Origin of the sequence: Streptomyces sp. NPDC005794, from assembly GCF_042871445.1 — a bacterium.
Lineage (GTDB): Bacteria > Actinomycetota > Actinomycetes > Streptomycetales > Streptomycetaceae > Streptomyces.
Genome location: NZ_JBIAIN010000010.1, coordinates 119,702 through 134,086, shown reverse-complemented (window position 1 = coordinate 134,086; position 14,385 = coordinate 119,702). Strand labels below are relative to the sequence as shown.

Annotated in this window: 11 protein-coding genes and 1 pseudogene; 3 read left to right on the top strand and 9 right to left on the bottom strand. The window is 72.4% G+C overall.

The window, feature by feature from the left end; translation table 11 throughout:
* Window positions 1-6: 6 nt before the first annotated feature.
* From ACFYQ5_RS18140 to ACFYQ5_RS18120, 5 genes and pseudogenes are all read right to left on the bottom strand, one after another.
* Entirely contained in the window at window positions 7-1,266 is a 1,260-nt protein-coding gene (locus ACFYQ5_RS18140; protein ID WP_389198490.1) for a glycerate kinase, read from the bottom strand.
* Window positions 1,267-1,326: 60 nt separating this feature from the next.
* On the bottom strand, window positions 1,327-2,742 hold the full coding sequence (locus ACFYQ5_RS18135; protein ID WP_389198489.1) for an SLC13 family permease: 1,416 nt from the start codon (window positions 2,740-2,742) through the stop codon (window positions 1,327-1,329).
* Between the two features lie 121 nt (window positions 2,743-2,863).
* On the bottom strand, window positions 2,864-3,523 hold the full coding sequence (locus tag ACFYQ5_RS18130; RefSeq protein WP_389198487.1) for a response regulator transcription factor: 660 nt from the start codon (window positions 3,521-3,523) through the stop codon (window positions 2,864-2,866).
* Window positions 3,520-5,033, bottom strand: a pseudogene (locus ACFYQ5_RS18125) (sensor histidine kinase). The gene ACFYQ5_RS18130 and the pseudogene ACFYQ5_RS18125 overlap by 4 nt, the downstream one beginning before the upstream one ends.
* On the bottom strand, window positions 4,978-5,325 hold the full coding sequence (locus tag ACFYQ5_RS18120) for a hypothetical protein (protein ID WP_389198485.1): 348 nt from the start codon (window positions 5,323-5,325) through the stop codon (window positions 4,978-4,980). Before ACFYQ5_RS18120 ends, ACFYQ5_RS18125 begins: the two are co-directional and overlap by 56 nt.
* Window positions 5,326-5,526: 201 nt before the next feature.
* Between ACFYQ5_RS18120 and ACFYQ5_RS18115 the strand changes: the two genes are divergently transcribed.
* Window positions 5,527-7,170, top strand: a complete 1,644-nt coding sequence (locus ACFYQ5_RS18115) for a DNA repair helicase XPB (protein WP_389198483.1) — start codon at window positions 5,527-5,529, stop codon at window positions 7,168-7,170.
* A gap of 15 nt (window positions 7,171-7,185) precedes the next feature.
* On the opposite strand, the gene ACFYQ5_RS18110 is transcribed toward ACFYQ5_RS18115, so the two are convergent.
* Window positions 7,186-7,377 carry a hypothetical protein gene (locus tag ACFYQ5_RS18110; protein WP_389198481.1) on the bottom strand — a complete coding sequence of 64 codons (192 nt, stop codon included), beginning with the start codon at window positions 7,375-7,377 and terminating at the stop codon, window positions 7,186-7,188.
* Between the two features lie 377 nt (window positions 7,378-7,754).
* On the opposite strand from ACFYQ5_RS18110, the gene ACFYQ5_RS18105 reads away from it, so the two are divergent.
* Window positions 7,755-9,812: a HelD family protein gene (locus ACFYQ5_RS18105; RefSeq protein WP_389198479.1), complete on the top strand. Its 2,058-nt coding sequence runs from the start codon at window positions 7,755-7,757 to the stop codon at window positions 9,810-9,812.
* A gap of 25 nt (window positions 9,813-9,837) precedes the next feature.
* Here ACFYQ5_RS18105 and ACFYQ5_RS18100 read toward each other — a convergent pair whose 3' ends face one another.
* Window positions 9,838-10,503, bottom strand: a complete 666-nt coding sequence (locus ACFYQ5_RS18100; RefSeq protein WP_389198477.1) for a GPP34 family phosphoprotein — start codon at window positions 10,501-10,503, stop codon at window positions 9,838-9,840.
* A 310-nt stretch (window positions 10,504-10,813) separates the two neighbouring features.
* Here ACFYQ5_RS18100 and ACFYQ5_RS18095 point away from each other — a divergent pair, with 310 nt between their 5' ends.
* Window positions 10,814-11,809, top strand: a complete 996-nt coding sequence (locus ACFYQ5_RS18095; RefSeq protein WP_389198475.1) for a lytic polysaccharide monooxygenase — start codon at window positions 10,814-10,816, stop codon at window positions 11,807-11,809.
* A 151-nt stretch (window positions 11,810-11,960) separates the two neighbouring features.
* On the opposite strand, the gene ACFYQ5_RS18090 is transcribed toward ACFYQ5_RS18095, so the two are convergent.
* Together ACFYQ5_RS18090 and ACFYQ5_RS18085 are read right to left on the bottom strand one after the other, a co-directional pair.
* On the bottom strand, window positions 11,961-12,650 hold the full coding sequence (locus ACFYQ5_RS18090) for a copper homeostasis protein CutC (RefSeq protein WP_389198473.1): 690 nt from the start codon (window positions 12,648-12,650) through the stop codon (window positions 11,961-11,963).
* Between the two features lie 194 nt (window positions 12,651-12,844).
* Window positions 12,845-14,248 carry a lipase family protein gene (locus ACFYQ5_RS18085; RefSeq protein ID WP_389198745.1) on the bottom strand — a complete coding sequence of 468 codons (1,404 nt, stop codon included), beginning with the start codon at window positions 14,246-14,248 and terminating at the stop codon, window positions 12,845-12,847.
* Window positions 14,249-14,385: the final 137 nt, after the last annotated feature.

Sequence of the window (14,385 nt, the reverse complement as noted above, 5' to 3'; positions counted from 1 at the left end):
CCCGCCTCACCCGGCCTGGGCCAGCGCCTCGCCGGGCGCCGCCGTGCGGTGGCCGGGCGTACCGCTGGACGTCAGACCGATGCCGATCAGCACCATGCGCAGCGCGCGCTCCGAGGCGTCGGCGAGGAACTCCCCACCCCGGTCGAGCGCCTCCGCGAGGCCCACCGGTGCGGGCAGGATGCCGCTGTACGCGTCGACGCCCGACTCCCGTACCTGCTGGGCGCCTTCGCCGATCGTCCCGGCCAGGGCGAGCACCGGACGGCCGAAGAGCTTGGCCCGGCGCGCCACCTCGGCCGGCACCTTGCCGCGCGGGGTCTGCCGGTCCAGGGCTCCCTCGGCGGTGATCACGAGGTCGGCACGGGCGAGCCGCGCGTCCAGGTCGAGGTGGTCGAGCAGCACCTCGAAGCGCGGGAGCAGGAGCGCGCCGAGTGCGGCGAGCCCCGCCCCGAGTCCGCCCGACGCACCCGTGCCGGGCCCGTGGCGCAGTGCGTCCGGCAAAGCCGCGTCCGGCGCGCCGCACAGGCGCGGGCGTACGTCGCGGGCGAGCACACCCGCCCAGTGGTCGAGAGCCGTGGACAGCTCCTCGACCTGGAGCGCGGTCGCCCCCTTCTGCGGGCCGAAGACCCGGGCCACGCCCTGCGGTCCGCACAGCACGTTGTACGGATTGCAGGCGACGAGCATCTCCGCCTCGGACAGCCGGGGGTCCAGGCCCGAGGCGTCGATGCGGGAGAGGTGACGCAACGCCCCTCCGCCCACGGGGAGTTCGCGGCCGTCGGCGTCGAGCAGGCGCGCCCCCAGCGCCTGGAGCGCCCCCGCGCCGCCGTCGGACGTCCCCGAGTCCCCGCAGCCGACGAGGATGCGGTGCGCCCCGGCGTCCAGCGCGGCGCGGATGAGCTCGCCGACTCCGTACGTCGTCGTGGAGACCGGGTCGCGGCGGTCCGGCGGCACCAGGCCGAGACCCGCCACCGCGGCCATCTCCACCACCGCGGTGCGCGGCCCGTGGGCGGGGCCGCCGAGCAGGGCGAAGTGGGTGGCGACCGGTTCGCCGACCGGCCCCGTCGCCGTACGGCGCACGAGCCGGCCACCCGTGGCGGCGGCCAGCGCCTCCGCGGTGCCCTCTCCTCCGTCGACGAGCGGGATGAGGTCGATCTCGGCGTCGGGGACCACGCGCAGCAGCCCCTCCGCGATGGCCTGCGCGGCGTCCTGCGCGGACAGGGACTCCTTGAAACCGCTGGGTGCGACGGCGAACCGGTATGTGGCGGGCATGACTGCTCCTGGGTGGCAGGCGAGGTGACAGGTGAGGGGGCGCGAGGAGGGGAACGGCGGTCAGGGCGCGACACCGAGCAGCGGCCAGACCCCGAGCGCGAAGAGCAGGACGACCGCCGCGCTCAGCGGTGCCAGCACCGCCGACAGGCGCAGCAGATCGCGCGGGGTGTACGTCGGGACGCCCGGGACATCGGCGAAGAGGGCCACGGGCTTGGCCGAGGCGGGCAGGGTGTGGCAGAACCCGGCGGCGGCGGTGGAGGCCAGCGCGGCGGCCACCGGGTTGATCCCGAGCCCCGCTGCCGCCGCCACGACCAGCGGCACGAGCACGCTGGAGCGGGCGGAACGCGACTGGAGCACCAGATGCGCCGCGGTGCTGAGGACGACGACCACGGCCAGGAAGGCCCAGGTGGGCACTCCGGTGCCGGTGGGCAGCCCCGAGACGAGCCATTGCGCGGCCCCCGACTGCGAGAGCGCGGCGCCCATCGCCATCGTCGCCGCCATGAACAGCAGCAGCGACCACGGCACCGTCGACAGGGCGTCCTTGAGCCGGACCGTGCCGAGCGCCGGTGAGGCGGCGACCACCGCGCCGATCAGCGCGACCAGGGCGGGCGGCACCCCGTGCAGCGGCTCGCTGCACCACAGGACCACCACCGTGCCCAGGAGCATCGCGCACCGCGCCTCGCCCGGCTCCAGCGGGCCGCTCACCGGCTTGTCGCTGTGCTCCTGGATCTCCTCCACGCTGATGCGGACGGGCCCGCGCCGGTCCGCCCGCCGCGTCGTGGTGAGCAGGACCAGCTCCGCCGCGAGGTGGGAGGAGACCACGGCCAGCGGCAGGCCCAGCAGGAGCCACTGGGTGAAGCCGATGCGCTGTCCGGTGGCCTCCCACAGCACGGACACCGTGATCAGGTGCGCGCCCGCCCCGATGAGCGTGGCCACCGCCGACAGGAGGATGACCGTGGGGAAGAGCAGCGCCAGCATGACCACCAGCCGCTTGCGGCCGGCCAGGGCCCTGGCGAGGGCCAGGAAGACGGGCAGTGCGAGCGCCGCCCGGCCGGAGGTCGCCGGAACGGCGAACGCGGTCAGCACCAGGGCCGTGGTCGTCAGGTGCACCAGCTGCCGCACGGTGCGGGCCCCGCCGACCAGGAAGGCCGCTGCCCGGCCCGCGAGTCCGCTGCGCGACACCGCGGCGGCGATCACGAAGGCGCAGATCAGCAGCCAGACGGTCGAGTCGCCGAGGGTCGCGAACAGGGTGTCGCTGCTGATCACGCCCGCCGCGGCGAGCACGAGGCCGGCGCCCAGCGCGATGTACGTGTCGTCCACCGCGGTCCCGATCCACGCGCAGGTGGCGACGGCGAACACGAGCAACGTGATCCGGCCGTCCATGCCGAGGCCCTGGACGACCCCGGGCACGAGCAGCACCGCGCACACGCTCAACGCGGCGCACGCCGTCACTGCCTGCCGGATGGTCAGGTTCACCTGGGGCTCCTCCACGGGGTGTCTCCGGGCCGGTCCCGGCCCGTGTCACCCAGTCTGCGAAGCCGCGGTGAGCCCCTCATGAGCCGTCCATGAAGGAAAGTTCATGCGCGCGCGGGCCCGTTCACCGCATCCGGTAGCCCATGCCCCGTACGGTCTCCAGCCGTTCGGCGCCGAGCTTCTTGCGCAGCGACCGCACATAGACGTCCACGATGTTGGAGCCGGGGTCGAAGTCGTAGCCCCACACGTGCGACAGGATCTGCTCGCGCGACAGCACCTGATCGGGGTGGCGCAGGAAGAGTTCGAGCAGGACGAACTCCCGCGCCGTCAGGTCCACGGTGCGTTCGGCGGCCCGGGCCCGCCGGGTGCGCAGGTCGAGCGTGAGGTCGCCGCTGCGCAGGACGGTCACCTCCGGCACCCGGGCCGCGGTGCGCAGCCGGAGCCGTACGCGCGCCAGCAGCTCCTCGAAGCGGAACGGCTTGGTCATCCAGTCGTCCGCGCCGCCCTCCAGGCCGGCCACCGTGTCCCGCACCGAGTCCCGCGCGGTCAGCACGATCACCGGGGACGTCACCTGGGCCTCCCGCACCTCCCGCAGCACCGAGAAACCGTCACGGTCCGGCAGGCCGATGTCCAGGACGATCAGGTCGAAGCCGCCGGTGCACGCGTAGTCGACCGCCGTACGCCCGTCGCCGGCGACCGTCGTGGTGAAGCCGTTGGCCCGCAGGCCCTTCTCCACGAAGGCGGCGATCCGCTCCTCGTCCTCGACGATGAGAATCCGGCTCACAGTTCGACTGCCTCCACATCGGGTTCCGCAACGGGCGAGCAGGGCAGCAGCAGGACGAAGGTCGCCCCGCCGCCGGGGGTGGCGCGCAGGTCGACGCGTCCTCGGTGGCCTTCCGCGATGGCCTTGACGATCGAAAGACCCAGCCCCGCGCCGCTGCCGCGTGAGCCGCGCCGGGTGGCGCCGCGGCGGAACCGCTGGAAGATCACCTCGGCGTCCTGCGGCCGTACGCCGGAACCGCTGTCCGCGACGTACAGCTCCACCTCACCGGTGTCCGTCAGCCGCGAGCCGATGCGGACCACCGCGCCGGGAGCCGTGTGCTGGACCGCGTTCTGCGCGAGCTGCACCATCGCCTGGGTGATCCGCTGCGGATCGAGCATCGCCCAGCCCTCGGCTCCGCCGTCCAGCTTCCGTCGCGGCGCCCCAGCGCCCGTACCTTCACGTAGACGTCCGCGGTCAGTTCGGCGAGCTGGACCGGTTCGGGGTGCGTGAAGTCGGAGCGTTCGGCCTTGGCGAGCAGCAGCAGGTCCTCGACGATCCGGCTCATCCGGTCGAGCTCGTCGGTGACCAGCCGCACGGTCTCCTCGCGCTCGGCCGGGTCGTCGCCCATCAGCTCCAGATGGCCGCGCACGATGGTGATCGGCGTGCGCAGCTCGTGCCCGGCGTCGTCGATGAACTGCCGCTGGGTCCAGAAGGCGCGCTCCAGCCGGTCCAGCATCGCGTTGAAGGTCTCGGCGAGCGCCGAGATGTCGTCCCGCCCGTGGACGGGGATACGACGGGTGAGGTCCTGCTCGGTGAGCTGGGCGGCGGTGGTGCGTACGAGCCGGACCGGTGCGAGTATCCGCCCCGCGACGACCCAGGCGATGCCGGTGGTCATCAGCAGGGCGACGCCCGATATGGCGAGCAGGACGCGGAAGACGCCGTTCACCACGGCCCGCTCGCCGTCCGCGTGGAAGGCGACCACGAAGGTCCCCTGCGGGGTGCCGCCTCCGGTGCCGAGATCGACCTTCGCCCAGCGGATCTCGCCCCCGGGCCGTTGCAGGGTCCCGGTGCTCTCCGACGAACCGGTGATCGTCTCCAGCGACCCGCGGTCCTTGTGGAGGGGCCGCGGGGCGGCTATCTCACGGTTCTGCCGGAGCGTCGAGGGGCCGAACCCGTCGGTGACGACAGCGAGCAGTTCCTCACCGGTGTCGGCGTACTGGCGCTGGAGATGTACCTCCAGCAGCCGCCGGGGTCCGGCGAAGGGGGTTCCGGTGTCGGGGTCCTTGCCGTGCTCGACGAAGTTCGCGAACTCCTGGGTCTCCTGGGCGAGCAGCGTGCTGATCCGGTGGTCCAGGTCGCCCAGCAGGATGGAGCGCGTGGTGGTGGCGACCGCGGCGAGCGCCACGGTCATCACCACCAGCAGCCAGAGCAGGATGCGGACCCGGGCCGAAATCCGGTGCCGGGCCGGGAGCGGCTCACCCGTCGTCGTTGCCGTCGTCGTCGGGGGCCCCGGGGGTGCTGGCGTCGTCATCGTCATCGTCGTCGTCGTTGGTGTCGGTGGCGGGCGGCTGCGGGACGACGACGTCGCCCGGCGGCGCCGACGGGTCCGCGCTGCCCGGGTTCGGGCCGGCGCTGCTGTCCGGCCCCGGGCTGACGGTCGTGCCGGGATCCGGGCTGCCCGACGGCGAGCCGCGGTCCAGCTCGACCCGGGCGGGCACTTCCGGCCGGGCGGGGCTGTCGGCCAGCGCGTAGCTGGTCGCGGCTATCCCCAGCGGGATCGCGACGACGGCTGCCAGAGTGGCGATACGGTGCGAGAAGGCCATACGAGGAGCCTGCCGCCCCCGACCGGTGGCCCACATGAAGCCAAGATGAGGAAACCTTCATCTTGGCTTCCGGCTGTCCCCGGCAGTGCTTCTGGCTCATGGCCTCAACGTAGCCGCCCGGTCACCGCCGCGATGCGGCACACTGGACGTTTGGCCGTTCGCACCCGGACGGCCACCCCCCGCAGGAAAGGGCCGACGCGCGTGACCGGACCCCTCATCGTCCAGAGTGACAAGACGCTGCTCCTCGAAGTCGACCACGAGCTGGCCGAGGCCTGCCGTCGTGTCATCGCGCCCTTCGCCGAGCTGGAGCGTGCCCCCGAGCACATCCACACCTACCGCCTGACCCCGCTCGGCCTCTGGAACGCCCGCGCGGCAGGGCACGACGCCGAGCAGGTCGTCGACGCGCTCGTGGAGTACTCGCGCTACCCCGTGCCGCACGCGCTCCTCGTCGACATCGCCGAGACGATGGCGCGGTACGGCCGTCTCACCCTGTCCAAGCACCCCGTCCACGGGCTGGTGCTGACGTCCAACGACCGGCCGGTGCTGGAGGAGATCCTCCGCTCGAAGAAGGTCCAGCCGCTGGTCGGGGCGCGCCTCGACCCGGACACCGTGGCCGTGCACCCCTCCGAACGCGGGCAGATCAAGCAGACGCTGCTGAAGCTGGGCTGGCCCGCCGAGGACCTCGCCGGGTACGTCGACGGCGAGGCGCACCCGATCGAACTCGACCAGGACGGCTGGGCCCTGCGCCCGTACCAGAAGCAGGCCGTCGAAGGCTTCTGGCACGGCGGCTCGGGTGTCGTCGTCCTCCCCTGCGGGGCGGGCAAGACGCTGGTCGGCGCCGGGGCCATGGCCGAGGCCAAGGCGACCACCCTGATCCTGGTCACCAACACCGTCTCCGCCCGGCAGTGGAAGCACGAGCTGGTGAAGCGGACCTCGCTGACCGAGGAGGAGATCGGCGAGTACAGCGGTACGCGCAAGGAGATCCGGCCGGTCACCATCGCCACGTACCAGGTGCTGACCACCCGCCGTAAGGGGATCTACCCGCACCTGGAGCTGTTCGACTCCCGCGACTGGGGGCTCGTGATCTACGACGAGGTGCACCTGCTGCCCGCGCCCGTCTTCAAGTTCACCGCCGACCTCCAGGCCCGCCGTCGGCTGGGGCTCACCGCGACGCTGGTGCGCGAGGACGGCCGCGAGTCGGACGTCTTCTCGCTCATCGGGCCCAAGCGGTTCGACGCCCCGTGGAAGGAGATCGAGGCGCAGGGCTACATCGCGCCCGCCGACTGCGTCGAGGTCCGGGTGAACCTCACGGACTCGGAGCGCCTGGCGTACGCGACGGCCGAGCCCGAGGAGAAGTACCGGTTCTGCGCGACGACCGCGACGAAGCGGAAGGTCACCGAGGCGCTCGTACGGAGGCACCAGGGTGAGCAGACCCTCGTCATCGGGCAGTACATCGACCAGCTCGACGAGCTCGGTGAGCACCTGAACGCCCCGGTGATCAAGGGCGAGACCAGTAACGCGCAGCGCGAGAAGCTGTTCGGCGCGTTCCGCGAGGGCGAGATCAGCGTGCTGGTCGTGTCGAAGGTCGCGAACTTCTCGATCGACCTGCCGGAGGCGACGGTCGCCATCCAGGTGTCCGGGACGTTCGGCTCACGCCAGGAGGAGGCGCAGCGGCTCGGCCGGGTACTGCGGCCGAAGGCGGACGGGCACGAGGCCCGGTTCTATTCGGTGGTCGCCCGCGACACGATCGACCAGGACTTCGCGGCGCACCGCCAGCGGTTCCTGGCCGAGCAGGGCTACGCCTACCGGATCGTCGACGCGGACGAGCTGCTGACGGAGAGCTGAGAGCCGGTCCGGGGTTCAGCGGTGGCGGCGGACGACGCCCGCCTCCTCCGCGTACTCCCCGAGGACGGCCACACCGAACGCGGTGCGTGCGAAGACGGAGACGGCGCGCACCGCGTTTCCCATGCGGTGGCTGTGTGGCTGACCGGTGGCCGCGGTCGCGCCGTGCGCGGGCCCGGTCCTGCGTGGGTTCAGGTAAAGGGTGCTCATGTATTCCATGGTGCTCCGGCCGCCCGCGCCCCGGCATCGGCCTGCGGGCGGAAGCGCGTACGGGCCCGGGTAGGCCGGAGGTCGCACACCCTCCCCTACGGGACGGAGCCCTCTGTTCGTTCGCTCCCGCAGGCCGTGGTGGATACAATCGCCGGTCTGCCCGCCTCCCGCACCGTGGTACCGGCCCGCCCCTCTGAGCGGCCGGCAGCCGGGGGAGCGCCGCCGACCGGACGGAAACCGGCCGACAACAGCCGCGCGCGCCCACCTCGCGTGCGGCTCTCTGTGTGAACGTCCCCGAGCGGACCGGGCGGTGCGCCCTGTCCGCCGTCCTGCGTCGAAGAGCCGTCGAGACGCGTCGAAGAGCCGGAGGCAACACCGTGCCCGCGCACGAAGAGTCAAGCAATCCACTGGTCAGGGAGCAGGCGCATCTCGCCGCGTCCCGTGCCGCGCTGCGCGCCATGCGCGAGGACGTGCAGGCACTCGACATCCGTGACGTCACCGCGAACTGGGTCAACGCGGCGGTCCTGCAGGCCCAGATCGACGACCGCATCAAGGCACTCGCCGACCTCTCCCACACCCCGCTGTTCTTCGGCCGCCTCGACTACCTGCACGTCGTCGGCGCCGAGAAGGCGGAGGGCGCCGAGGGGGAGCAGTTCTACATCGGGCGCCGCCATGTGCACGACGCCCACGGCGACCCCATGGTCATCGACTGGCGCGCGCCGGTCTCGCAGCCGTTCTACCAGGCCTCCAGGAACAAGCCGCTGGACGTCGACCGCCGCCGCCGCTTCGGCTACACCGGCGGCGAGCTGACCGCGTACGAGGACGAGCGCCTCACCGACCCGGCGGAGACCGAGCAGACCAGTAAGCTCCTCCAGGCGGAGATCGAGCGGCCCCGTGTGGGCCCGATGCGCGACATCGTGGCGACGATCCAGCCGGAGCAGGACGAGATCGTCCGGAGCGATCTCGGTGGAACGGTCTGTGTCCAGGGAGGCCCCGGCACCGGGAAGACGGCCGTCGGCCTGCACCGTGTCGCCTACCTCCTCTACGCGCACCGCGAGCGCCTCGCCCGCACCGGCACCCTCGTCGTCGGCCCGAACCGGTCCTTCCTGCACTACATCGAGCAGGTGCTGCCGGCACTCGGCGAGCTGGAGGTGCAGCAGGCCACCGTCGAGGACCTGGTGGCAGCGCGCGTCGAGGTGCGCGGCACCGACGAGTCCGCCGCCGCGGTGATCAAGGGCGACGCCAGGATGGCCGAGGTGCTGCGGCGGGCGATCCGCTCGCACGTGACACCCCCGACGGAGCCGGTCGTGGTGGTGCGCGGCTCCCGCCGCTGGCGGGTCCCGGCGTACGAAGTCGAGGAGATGGTCGGCGAGTTGCTGGCCCGCGACATGCGGTACGGGGCGGCCCACGAGGCCCTTCCGCAGCGCATCGCGCACGCCGTCCTCGTACGGATGGAGGAGGCCGGCGAGGCCCCGGACGACCGGGTGCAGAACGCGGTGGCGCGCAATCCGGCGGTGAAGGCGGCCGTGAAGGCGATCTGGCCGGCGGTGGACCCGTCGAAGCTGGTGCTGCGGCTCCTGACGGACGCGGAGTTCCTGGCCGCGCACGCGGAGGGCATCCTCACCTGCGACGAGCAGAAGCAGATCCTCATGGCGAAGCCCGCCCGCAGCGTGAAGTCCGCGAAGTGGACGGCGGCGGACGCGGTCCTGATCGACGAGGCCGCCGACCTGGTCGCCCGGACGCACTCGCTGGGCCACGTCGTCATCGACGAGGCTCAGGACCTGTCCCCGATGCAGTACCGCGCGGTGGGCCGCCGCTGCTCGACCGGCTCGGCGACGGTGCTCGGCGACCTGGCGCAGGGCACGACGCCGTGGTCGACCCAGAGCTGGGAACAGGCGCTGTTCCACCTGGGCAAGGCGGACGCCCTGGTGGAGGAACTGACGGCCGGCTTCCGTGTGCCGCGCGAGGTGATCGCGTACGCCTCGCGTCTGCTCCCCGCGATCTCGCCGGGCCTCGCCCCGGTGCAGTCGGTGCGTGAGACGCCCGGCTCCCTCGCGGTACGTGAGGTGGCGACGGCGGAGCTGGACACCGCGGTCGTCACGGCGTGCGAGGAGTCGCTGCGCCACGAGGGCTCGATCGGCCTGATCGCCGCCGACGCCCGCATCCCGTCCCTGTCGGCCGCCCTCGCGGCGGCCGGCCACAGCTGCCTCTCCCCCGGTGAGGAGACCACGGCGGAATCCCGGCTGACCCTGGTCCCGGCCTCGCTGGCCAAGGGCCTGGAGTACGACTACGTCGTCCTGGACGAACCGGCGGCCGTGGTCGACGGCGAACCCGACGAACGCACGGGCCTGCGCCGCCTGTACGTGGCCCTGACCCGCGCGGTCTCCGGCCTCGTGGTCCTCCACGCGGCACCGCTGCCGGAGCGACTGGGCTAGGCGGGCCAGGTCAGGTCAGGTCAGGTCAGGACACTGCGGTGATCACGGTGACGGTGGTGACCGCCACCATCGCCGCCTGCATGGTGCGTATCGCCGTACGCACGTCATCGCCCGCCCACTGACCCTCCGCGATCTTCTTCATGCGCGGCTTCACCTCCCGCACCGGCACCTCGGGGAAGGCGAGGCGGTGCAGCTCGGCGGCGTGGATCAGGGCGACGAGGCCGGCCGTCCGGTCGTCCGGATCCGTGCCGTGCAGCACCACCGAGGCCAGGCGTCCGCGCAGCTCCGCCTCTGCCGCGCCGTCGGCCTCGGGGTAACGGCGCACCGGGAACAGGCCCAGCACCTTGCGCTGCTCCTCGTGCACGAGACCACGGATCCGCAGGCTCTCCGTCGTGGCGCCGACCGCCTTGGCGTGATCTCTCGTCAGCCAGTCCGTCACCCTGGGCGGCTTGCTCTTCTTCGCCGCCCAGGCGTCGATCAGGCCGAGCCGCTCGTCGAGCAGGGCGACACCGGTGGGCGTGCGGTCGGTCACCGACAGCCTGCCGTCCCCCACCGAGAGCCGCCCCGCCAGGGCCAGTTCGAGCAGGATGCCGCCCGCGACCGCCCATCCTGCCGCCTGACGGTCCTTGGCCGCTCCGGACTCGTCGTCCAGAGACAGCAGCATGATCTCTTCGCCCAGCGTGACCGACATGATTCCGCCCCCCCATTCGCTTGCTTACTCTTAGTGACGAACTGTGGCCGCGATCAGTTCCCGGTCATCCGCGCAAGAAGTTCGGGGCAGTCGCTGCACGGGGCGTTTACAGACCACCCGGCGCGCGCTACTTTTTTGGGAGCGCTCCCACGAGCCCTTCTCCCCCCACCCGCACCACACGACGACAGGTCGGTCGCCGGACCCGGGACGGTCCGGCACCGCCCCTCTCCGGCGCTCGGCGCTCCATGCGCGCGGGCGGGGTCGCCAGGGTCATCTGCCCCATCAGAGAATCCCGAAGGAGATCAACCTCATGGCCATGCGAAACACCGCTCGGCGAACGGCGCGGTTACGCGCCCCCCGCACACTGAGCTTTCTGGGAGCCGGCCTCCTGGCCCTCACCCTGGCCGGCCTGTCCAGCCCCGCGTCCGCCCACGGTGTCGCCATGGAGCCGGGCTCCCGCAGCTACCTCTGCTACAAGGACATGATCGCGAGCGGGAACCAGACCCCGTCCAACCCGGCCTGTGCCGCCGCGGTCGCGCAGACCGGCACCACACCGCTGTACAACTGGTTCGGGGTCCTGGACTCCAACGGCGGCGGACGGACCAAGGGATACATCCCCGACGGCGAGCTCTGCAGCGGGGGCCACAACGGCCCGTACGACTTCTCCTCGTACAACGCGGCCCGCAGCGACTGGCCGACGACGCACCTCACCGCAGGCTCCACCACCCAGGTGAAGTACAGCAACTGGGCTGCCCATCCAGGCAAGTTCGACGTCTACATCACCAAGGACGGCTGGACACCGAACCAGCCCCTGGCCTGGGACGACCTGACGCTCACCCAGACCGTGAACAATCCGCCGCAGGCGGGCGGCGCGGGTTCGGACGGGGGCAACTACTACTGGAACCTCCAGCTCCCGCAGGGCAAGACCGGCAAGCACATGCTCTTCATCCACTGGATCCGCTCGGACAGCCAGGAGAACTTCTACTCCTGCTCCGATGTCGTCTTCGACGGGGGCAAGGGCGAGGTCACCGGCATGAACGGCAGCCGCATGTCGGCGGCCGAGCTGGCGACGGCCGAGGAGAAGGCCGGGATCGAGCCCGCACAGGTCCACGCCGGGCACGACGAGCACGCCGGACACGCGGCGGCAGCCGGTGAGGCCGGCCTGGTGGCCTCCACCGACGACTCCTCGGTCGGCTACCTGCCCGCCGCCACAGCCGTCTCACTGACGGGAGCCGCCCTGGTGTTCGCCGCGGGAGCGGTGGCCCAGATCCGGCGCCGGCGCCGGGAGGCCGATCAGAACCACTGACCGCGAGGAGCTGTTCGTCACCCCGGGCCGGTGCTCACCGGCCCGGGGTCCGTGGCCGAGCCGGTCGTCACGGCGGGTACCGGCAGCAGCCGTACGACGGCGGCGGGAGCGTCCGCCCTGCCCCCCGGCCCGCCCTGGCCCCCGGCAGCCCTCACCCGTCGAGCGCCGCGCGCCACTCCCGTACCGCCGCGGCGTCCACCGGGCCGCTCCAGCCGCCCCGCCGGGCAGCCCCTCCGATGTGGAAGGCCCGGATGCCGGCCGCGCGCAGCGGCGGCAGGTGGTCCAGGCGCAGGCCGCCGCCCACCATGATCTGCGGTTCGTAGCCGGGCACGCCCGAGCGCGCCGCCTCGGCGAGCAGGGTGTCCATGCCCGCGTCGACGCCGCGCGCCGAACCCGCCGTGAGGTAGGTGTCCAGCCCCGGCAGATCGGCGAGGTGCTTGCGCAGGATGTCGCGGTCGACTGCTCGGTCGATGGCGCGGTGGAAGGTCCACGGGCAGCCGTTCAGCTCGGCGACGAGCCGCTCGACGGCCACCAGGTCGGCGTGGCCGTCCTGGTCGAGGAAGCCGAGGACGAATTCCTCCGCACCGGCGGCGCGCATCGCCCGGGCCTTCTCCACGAGGACCGCGATGTCACCGGCCGCGAATCCGTCCGCGGCCCTGAGCATGACCCGCAGCGGGATGTCCACGGCCGCCTTGATCGCCGTGAAGACCGCCACCGACGGGGTGAGACCGTCGGCCGCCATGTCGGTGACGAGTTCGAGGCGGTCCGCACCACCGGCCTGCGCCGCGACCGCGTCCTCCGCGTCGAGAGCGATCACCTCCAGGACTGCACGGTTGCTCATGGTGTTCCATTCCCTCGGAGCGGCTACGGACTACAGGTCTAGTCCAATAACCAGACTACGGGCCCCGCACCCGCGGCGCAGCTCCTCCCCGGGGAGACACGCGCGTGAACACGCGCGGAGCGTGCGTGAGGCCGCGACGGCATCCGCCGAACGGATGCGCGCCGCGGCCTCACGGGTCACGGGGTGCGGGTACGTCAGGGCTGGACCGGCATCGACCAGCAGTTGGACGTGGCCTTCTTGCCGGAGAGGCGATCGGTCATCCAGGAGATGGCGCTGCCCTGGTCGGTGAGGTAGGGGGTGAGGTGGTTGGTGAGGATCTTGTCGCCGAGGTTGGGCAGCAGGACGGCCTCGTACGTCACGTCGGCGCCCTTGCGGCACCAGTCCACGGCGAGTTGCCTGGACTGCCCGTGCCCCACGATGTCGTCGTGGACCCCGGTCGCCACCCGGACCGGGGCGGCCGGCTTCAGGTTGCCGATGCGCTGCTGGGCGAGGGCAGCCTGCAGCTTCGGCTCGGCCGCGATGATGTCGGCGAGGGACGTGCCGTCGGCGGTCCACTTCTTGCTGTTGGTGAAGGCGTAACCGAGGATCGCGTCGCCCACGCACATGGTCGAGGTGTCCTTCAGCGCGGCCTTGCCGACGTCGTTCGTGTGCGCGTCGATCACCGCCTTCAGCGACGGGTCGGTCTGGGCGAAGCCGTTGATCGACCAGCCCAGCGCACCGGCCAGGGCGCTGCCGTCGATGCCCTTCATGACCTCGGTGAGGTCGGCGGGCGGGGCCCCGGCATAGGTGCCCGCCAGGTTGACGTCGGGGGCGTACGAGGGCTGCAGTTCGGCCGCCGCCGCGCTGGCGCCGCCGCCCTGGCTGTAGCCGTAGAGGCCGACCCGCGACTCGGGGGTGAGCGAGGTACCGGTGACGGAACGCGCCGCGCGGGCCGCGTCCAGGAGGGCGTGCCCCTCGTCGACCCGGTTGACGTAGGTGTGGAGCCGGTCGGTCGCGCCGAGGCCCGCGTAGTCGGTGACGACGACGGCGGCACCGGCGGCGAGGAAGCGGTAGACCGCGAGGTTGTCGTAGCCGATGGACACCGTGCCCGCACCGATGACCAGCGGGTGCTGGAGGGACAGCGAGGGTGCGCACTGGTCACCCTGGCCCATGGTCCCCGAGGCGAGCGCCACCAGGGGGCGGGGGCCCGCGCCCTTCCACGCGGCGGCCGGTTCGATGTACGCGCCGGTGACGGCGACGGGCCCGCCGCCCGCATCGGTGGACTTGTACATCAGCCGCGTCGCGGTGCCGGGCAGCTGACGGCCGTCCAGGCCGGGGAGGCTCAGCCCGAGGGGCAGCGGCTCCGTACGGACGAGGGACCCGTCGGCGGCGGGCAGTCGCGCCGGCGGGTTGTAGAAGGCGGGGATGGTCACACCCCGGGAGACCACCGGCTCCGACCCGGCGGAGTCGGCGGCCGAGGCCGGCAGGGCCACCGCGCCCAGGCAGATGACCGCCACCAGGGAAGCGGCCAGCAGGCGCCCCGCACGGCGTCCCCGCCGGCGGGGTTCCAGGAGGTGGGGGGTGTTCACGGTCGAGCACGAACGGGTGGTCCTGCACAGACTCACGGCTCACTCCTCGCTCTGCTCCGATGAATGTCAGCGCAAGCTAGCACCGCTGCGTTACTGAAGGTAACTCGTCGGTAAGTTACGCTTCGGTAACGTGCAGTTCCGGGCATGTCCGCCCCAGGGCCGTCCCC

Excerpts from the sequence above, each read along its gene's own strand:
- ACFYQ5_RS18095 (WP_389198475.1), top strand. The coding sequence starts at position 10,814 with ATGGCCATGCGAAACACCGCTCGGCGAACGGCGCGGTTACGCGCCCCC.
- ACFYQ5_RS18100 (WP_389198477.1), bottom strand. The coding sequence starts at position 10,503 with ATGTCGGTCACGCTGGGCGAAGAGATCATGCTGCTGTCTCTGGACGAC.
- ACFYQ5_RS18110 (WP_389198481.1), bottom strand. The coding sequence starts at position 7,377 with ATGAGCACCCTTTACCTGAACCCACGCAGGACCGGGCCCGCGCACGGC.
- ACFYQ5_RS18140 (WP_389198490.1), bottom strand. The coding sequence starts at position 1,266 with ATGCCCGCCACATACCGGTTCGCCGTCGCACCCAGCGGTTTCAAGGAG.
- ACFYQ5_RS18120 (WP_389198485.1), bottom strand. The coding sequence starts at position 5,325 with ATGGCCTTCTCGCACCGTATCGCCACTCTGGCAGCCGTCGTCGCGATC.
- ACFYQ5_RS18090 (WP_389198473.1), bottom strand. The coding sequence starts at position 12,650 with ATGAGCAACCGTGCAGTCCTGGAGGTGATCGCTCTCGACGCGGAGGAC.